The organism is Citrobacter sp. wls826 (genome assembly GCF_005281245.1).
In the GTDB taxonomy this organism is placed as follows: Bacteria; Pseudomonadota; Gammaproteobacteria; order Enterobacterales; family Enterobacteriaceae; genus Citrobacter; species Citrobacter braakii.
In genome coordinates this window covers 115,362-122,019 of sequence record NZ_SZWS01000054.1, presented here as the reverse complement: position 1 = coordinate 122,019, position 6,658 = coordinate 115,362, and the positions used below count along the sequence as shown (strand labels likewise).

General features: G+C 54.1%; 8 protein-coding genes. 6 read left to right on the top strand and 2 right to left on the bottom strand.

All coding sequences use genetic code 11. The features are described from left to right. From btuC to selO, 6 genes are all read left to right on the top strand, one after another. A partial coding sequence (gene btuC, locus FDW87_RS22695; protein WP_252363193.1) for a vitamin B12 ABC transporter permease BtuC occupies window positions 1-577 on the top strand: 577 nt, incomplete at its 5' end. 60 nt (window positions 578-637) lie between these two features. Next, window positions 638-1,189 carry a glutathione peroxidase gene (locus tag FDW87_RS14590; RefSeq protein ID WP_047500296.1) on the top strand — a complete coding sequence of 184 codons (552 nt, stop codon included), beginning with the start codon at window positions 638-640 and terminating at the stop codon, window positions 1,187-1,189. Beyond that, a complete protein-coding gene (btuD, locus tag FDW87_RS14585) occupies window positions 1,189-1,938 on the top strand; it encodes a vitamin B12 ABC transporter ATP-binding protein BtuD (RefSeq protein WP_109017543.1) in 750 nt (249 codons plus the stop codon). Before FDW87_RS14590 ends, btuD begins: the two co-directional genes overlap by 1 nt. Window positions 1,939-2,015: 77 nt before the next feature. Beyond that, window positions 2,016-2,480 (top strand): NlpC/P60 family protein, encoded by a 465-nt coding sequence (locus FDW87_RS14580; RefSeq protein ID WP_003832591.1) that lies wholly within the window; start codon window positions 2,016-2,018, stop codon window positions 2,478-2,480. Window positions 2,481-2,799: 319 nt separating this feature from the next. Then, window positions 2,800-3,513: an EAL domain-containing protein gene (locus FDW87_RS14575; RefSeq protein ID WP_019076659.1), complete on the top strand. Its 714-nt coding sequence runs from the start codon at window positions 2,800-2,802 to the stop codon at window positions 3,511-3,513. Between the two features lie 61 nt (window positions 3,514-3,574). Next, entirely contained in the window at window positions 3,575-5,017 is a 1,443-nt protein-coding gene (gene selO / locus FDW87_RS14570) for a protein adenylyltransferase SelO (protein WP_137379882.1), read from the top strand. Here selO and FDW87_RS14565 read toward each other — a convergent pair. Continuing rightward, window positions 5,014-5,793: a heme ABC transporter ATP-binding protein gene (locus tag FDW87_RS14565; RefSeq protein ID WP_075847335.1), complete on the bottom strand. Its 780-nt coding sequence runs from the start codon at window positions 5,791-5,793 to the stop codon at window positions 5,014-5,016. The two genes, selO and FDW87_RS14565, sit on opposite strands and share 4 nt — an antisense overlap. Next, window positions 5,786-6,658, bottom strand: an 873-nt coding sequence (locus FDW87_RS14560) for an iron ABC transporter permease (protein ID WP_252363192.1), incomplete at its 5' end; no start/stop codon positions are given. The genes FDW87_RS14560 and FDW87_RS14565, both read right to left, overlap by 8 nt.

The following is a 6,658-nucleotide window of genomic DNA, read 5'->3' as shown; positions in this document are numbered from 1 at the left end:
TGCCCGCCGTCATTTGTCTACCAGCCGCCTGCTGTTGGCGGGGGTGGCGCTGGGCATTATCTGTAGCGCGCTGATGACATGGGCCATCTACTTCTCCACTTCTTTTGATTTGCGACAGCTAATGTACTGGATGATGGGGGGCTTTGGCGGCGTTGACTGGCATCAGGCCTGGCTCATGGTGGCGTTGATTCCGGTGCTGGTGTGGATCTGCTGTCAGTCGCAGCCGATGAATATGCTGGCGCTGGGGGAGACTTCTGCACGTCAGTTGGGATTGCCATTATGGTTCTGGCGCAACCTGCTGGTGGTCGCCACGGGCTGGATGGTTGGCGTAAGCGTGGCTCTGGCGGGAGCGATTGGCTTTATTGGGCTTGTGATCCCACATATTCTGCGGCTGTGCGGCTTAACCGATCATCGCGTGTTACTGCTGGGCTGCGCGTTGGCTGGCGCTATCGTGTTACTGTTGGCTGATGTTGTCGCGCGTCTGGTGCTGGCCTCGGCTGAGCTGCCAATTGGCGTGGTGACGGCCACCATGGGCGCACCGGTATTTATCTGGCTATTGTTAAAAGCCGCGCGCTAGAACGCGTTGATTCGGTCTATGATTAAAAACTGAAAATCCACCTGTTGTTCTGGAGATGCTATGCAAAACACTATCCTCGATACAGACGTGACGACCATCGACGGCGAGGTTACCTCACTGCAGCCGTATGCCGGAAATGTGCTGTTAATCGTCAACGTTGCTTCAAAATGTGGGCTAACGCCGCAATATGAGCAACTGGAGAATCTGCAGAAAGCCTGGCATCAGCAGGGCTTTACCGTTCTTGGGTTCCCCTGCAACCAGTTTCTGGGCCAGGAGCCGGGCAGTGAAGAGGAAATAAAAACGTACTGCAGTACCACCTGGGGCGTTACCTTCCCGATGTTCAGCAAAATTGAGGTCAATGGCGAGGGACGCCATCCGCTGTATCAGAAACTGATTGATGCCGCGCCAACCGCCGTCGCGCCTGCGGATAGTGGATTCTATGAGCGTATGGCGAGTAAAGGTCGGGCGCCGCTCTACCCGGACGATATTCTGTGGAATTTCGAGAAGTTTTTAGTGGGTCGGGATGGTCAGGTACTGCAACGATTTTCACCTGATATGACGCCTGAGGATCCTGTTCTGGTGCAATCCATCAAGATGGCGCTGGCAAACTAATGTCTCGATTGATGCAGCTACAGGACGTAGCAGAATCGACCCGACTTGGCCCGCTTTCTGGTGAGATAAAAGCAGGGGAGATCCTGCATTTAGTGGGGCCTAACGGCGCAGGAAAGAGCACGCTGTTGGCGCGAATGGCGGGGCTGACGACCGGCAAGGGCAGCATCACCTTTGGTGATGTGTCATTGGATGAATGGCCGGCAGCAAAGCTGGCGCAATATCGCGCTTATCTTGCGCAACAGCAAAACCCGCCGTTTGCGATGCCGGTCTGGCATTTTCTGACGCTGCATCAACCCGATAAAGCACGCACCGATCTGTTACAGGAAGTCGCCGATGCGCTTGGGCTTGCGGATAAGCTGGGACGCAGCGTGAATCAGCTCTCCGGCGGTGAGTGGCAGCGCGTGCGCCTGGCTGCGGTTATCCTGCAGATTTGCCCACAAGCGAATCCATTCGGCCAGCTTTTACTGCTGGATGAGCCGATGAACAGCCTGGACGTGGCGCAACAAAATGCACTGGACCGGATGCTGGGTCAGTTGTGTTTGCAGGGCATCGCGATTGTAATGAGCAGCCATGACCTTAATCACACCTTACGTCATGCGCACAAGGCCTGGCTCCTCAAACGCGGGAAGCTGCTTGCCAGTGGTGCTCGTGATACGGTACTAACGCCGGCCAATTTGTCTGCGGCTTATGGCGTGAACTTCCGTCGTTTGGATATTGAAGGCCACAGAATGCTCATATCAACCACTTAAGTTAAATGGGTTCTTGAAAATCATATAATTTCCACGCTAAATTGACATAAAAATATAATTCAGAGGATTCGTCCTGAATGCGCTTTTGGCTTCTTTTCATCACAGCATTGTTTTTGGCGGGCTGCAGCAGCCATCGTGCTCCTGCGCCAAATGCCCGCTTGTCGGATTCTATCGCCGTTATCGCCGGGCTTAATGACCAGCTACAAACCTGGCATGGCACACCCTATCGTTATGGCGGCATGAGCCGTAGCGGAGTGGATTGTTCTGGATTTGTATTGATGACAATGCGCGATAAATTCGATCTGCAACTCCCGCGTGATACCCGCACGCAATCAAAGATTGGTACCGAAATTGATAAAGATGATTTGCTGCCCGGCGATCTGGTGTTCTTTAAAACCGGGTCTGGGGAAAGCGGTCTGCATGTCGGAATTTACGATACCAATAATCAATTTATTCATGCCTCAACCAGCCGTGGTGTGATGCGCTCGTCACTGGACAACGTTTACTGGCGCAAAAACTTTTGGCAGGCGCGACGTATTTAATCCTCATCAGTCACGAGGCTGCCTACGGCTGAGCAGCCTCGACATTTCCATTTGTTAGTAACTTCTTATTTCTGCCGCCAGCCGGACAATACCCCTGAACATTAAGAGCGTATCTTGCTAAAAATATGATTTATTCCGAGATATTAAAAAGTGCAAAGCTGGATATTCGCTTATAATCAGGATAAGCTAAAAAAAAGGGATTCGATTTACTGGCTATAAAGGGAAAAATGAAAGGGCCTCTACTTGCATCAGCAATAACGTATTTCTCCATCCTTTGCTACAGGATGCCGGATAACACCTATGCAGAGGGGCTGGCACGATGATTGTTTCAATGGATACTCTTTACCATTCAGAGTTCTCTTTTCTCCCTGCGAGAAACGAAAAAGGCGATCTTGAATACGTAGATATCATTACCAGTTTTGCCAGTGCGCAGGGGGATGTGCGTATACCCACCGAGCTGGTCCTACCTCGGATGTCGGACGAAGAGCAATGTCGCTTATTTACCGAAAAGCTTGAATTAATCGAAACGTGCCAACATTTTTTTATTCAACGAAAGGTTTCTGCCTGGATTAATTTAACGCCGGCAATTGCTAATACTTTATTATCAGATGCTAAATTTGCTTCACAAGTTGAACGATTGTCATTTCTGGAACTGGCTATTAATGAAAACTATCCAGAGTTAAATAATGGAAAAGCGAATCCAACGCTGGCAGCACTGGCGGCGCGATTTCCATTAGTACTGACAAACTATGGTGCTGGTGGCATATCAAATCGGGCAATTTTTGATGGGCTGTTCAAACGCGTCGTGCTCGATAAAAACTTTGTTCAACAAAGGATTACACATATTTCGTTTGAGCCATTTATGCGGGCTATCCTGGCACAGCTATTTCCCAGCAGTGAGTCAATTATCATTAGCGGTATTGATACACCCGAGATGTTAGCGCGCGTACTGCCTCTGGGATTCAGCGCCATGCAGGGCGCGCTGTGGCCTGCTGTGCCCCCCGCGCAGATAATTTCGCTCGCGAAGATATAACCCTCATATTTGCTGGTGTTTAACAGGCTTTTAACAGTCTACACTAGAGACAGGAGGCCCTATGACCCTGTCTTTTACCACCCGCTGGCGTGATGAATTACCAGCAACCTATACAGCACTTTCACCCACTCCCCTGAAAAATGCGCGCCTGATCTGGCATAACGCTGCGCTGGCGGAGCAATTAGCTATTCCAGAGACGCTATTTGATATTCCGACCGGAGCCGGTGTTTGGGGCGGTGAATCGTTGCTTCCCGGGATGTCGCCTTTAGCGCAAGTTTATAGCGGACATCAGTTTGGCGTCTGGGCGGGCCAGCTTGGCGATGGACGCGGGATCCTGTTGGGCGAACAACAGCTCGCTGACGGCTCAACGTGTGACTGGCACCTGAAAGGCGCCGGACTTACGCCTTATTCCCGTATGGGGGATGGTCGCGCCGTACTGCGCTCGACAATTCGCGAAAGCCTGGCCAGCGAAGCGATGCATTACCTGGGAATACCGACTACGCGGGCATTGTCGATTGTTACCAGCGACACGCCGGTGTATCGCGAAACGGTAGAATCAGGGGCGATGCTCATTCGCGTGGCGCAAAGCCATATGCGCTTTGGCCATTTTGAGCATTTTTACTATCGCCGTGAGCCGGAAAAAGTGCGCCAGTTGGCTGACTTTGCGATTCGCTATTATTGGCCGCAATGGCAGGAAGACGCCGATAAGTATCAGCTGTGGTTTAACGATGTTGTCACGCGTACTGCGACGTTAATCGCGGACTGGCAGGCGGTAGGATTTGCGCATGGTGTCATGAACACCGACAACATGTCGATTCTGGGACTGACGATGGATTACGGCCCATTCGGTTTCCTTGATGACTACGTGCCCGATTTTATCTGCAACCACTCAGACAAACAGGGGCGATACAGTTTCGATAATCAACCGGCCGCGGCGCTTTGGAACCTGCAACGTCTGGCGCAAACTCTGTCGCCATTTATCCCGGTCGAGGCGCTTAATGATGCGCTGGACAGTTATCAACTGGCGCTGTTAACACGCTACGGTCAGCGGATGCGACAAAAGCTTGGCTTCTTTAGCGAGCAAAAAAACGATAACGAACTGCTTAGTGAACTGTTTAACCTGATGGCGCGGGAAAGAAGCGACTATACCCGAACGTTTCGCATGCTCAGTCAGACGGAACAACACAGCGCGCAATCCCCGCTGCGCGATGAGTTTATCGACCGCGCAGCGTTTGACGACTGGTTCACGCGGTATCGCTCACGCCTGCAGCAAGACAACATTGCCGACGCAGACAGACAAACGCAGATGAAGGCGGCTAATCCGGCGATGGTATTGCGTAACTGGTTGGCGCAACGGGCGATTAATCAGGCAGAGCAGGGGGATTACGCCGAGCTGCATCGGTTACACGAGGCGTTGCGTACCCCATTTGTCGATCGTGATGATGACTATGTCAGCCGTCCACCTGACTGGGGCAAACGGCTGGAGGTGAGCTGTTCAAGCTAAGGGGCCAGAAACACCTGCGGGGATCCGTTGGCCGGATGCTGGCCAACGTGTACCTGGGCGCCATACCAGCGCTTCAGGTCATCGGCCTGTAACACGGCCTCTGGCGTTCCCTGCGACACCAGCCTGCCGTTGTGCAGCAACACTATTCTGTCTGCCCACAGTGCGGCGAGATTCAGATCGTGAAGCACAATGCACACATGCAGCTCTTGTGAAGCGGTAAGCGTCTTCAGCAAGCGCAACAGATGCTGCTGGTGGTAAAGATCCAGCGCAGAGGTAGGTTCATCAAGGAATAACCAGCCGCGAGGCGCGCCGTCGCACCAAAGTTGCGCCAGTGCACGGGCTAACTGTACTCGCTGTTGTTCGCCGCCGGAAAGCGCGGCGTATTGCCGGCCCGCCAGCGGTGTACATCCGGTCATTTCCATCACCTGAGCGATAAGTCGAGGTTCCGACCGCGAGGTCCAGGGCGCACGCCCCATCGCGATGACGGCCTCTACCGGCCAGTCAAATCCCAGTTGTGTTTGCTGGCGCATCACCGCCCGATGCCGCGACAGTGTCTGGGTATGCCATTCATCCAGCGGTTTACCCGCCAGCACGCAGCGCCCTATAGCCGGTTTCAGAAAACCGGTCAGCAGGCGCAGCAGGGTGGATTTCCCCGCACCGTTTGGGCCGATGAGCGCCACCAGTTCACCTTTTTCGAGAGCAAGAGTGACGTCGTCAATCACCGCTCTGCCCGCGACGCGATAGTGAAGCCCTTCAGCGATGAAATGTTCAGCCATGCGGTCCTCGCTGACGAAAAATAAGCCATAAAAACCACGGTGCGCCGAGAAGACTGGTTAGCAAACCGACCGGCATTTCCGCAGGCGCAACCGCCGTACGGGCCAGCGTGTCGGCTATCAGCAATAAAAATGCGCCCGCCAGCACGGAACCTGGGATAACGGCCCGATGGTCTGAGCCGAGCCACATGCGCATCAGATGCGGGATAACCAGCCCGATAAAGCCAATTACGCCGCTTACCGCCACGGCTGCGGCAACCAGCAGTGCGCTACAAAGTAGCAAAACACGCTGAACGGTACGCACATCTACGCCGAGGTAATGCGCCTCTTCCTCACCTAACTGCAGCAGGTTCAGCGCCGGTGCCAGACGCCAAATGATCAGCACCGTCGGGACAGTCAATGAAGTGACAGCCAACAGCGTGGACCATTGCGCGGCCCCCAGACTGCCCATCCCCCATAGCGACAGCTGGCGCAGTTGCGCGTCATTACTGACCCACGACAGAACGCCAACCGCCGCCCCGCACAGCGCGTTGATGGCAATACCGACCAACAGCAGACGTGAGAGTGAAGCGTCGCGCTGTTGGCTAAGGATAAAAATAACCACCGTTGCCGCCAGCGCACCGAGAAAAGCGGCCAGCATGGGGGCGTACAGCATCAACAGCGTGGGCAAAGAGACCGGCAGCACTACCCACAGGGCGACGGCGCAGGCGGCTCCGCTGCTTATCCCCAGTAATCCCGGATCGGCAAGCGGGTTGCGAAACAGGCCCTGCATCACGCAGCCCGCGAGCGCCAGAGAACCGCCAATCACTAGCGCCAGCAGGACGCGGGGCAGGCGAATGGTGAGCCAGATTTGACGCAGTGCCTCATC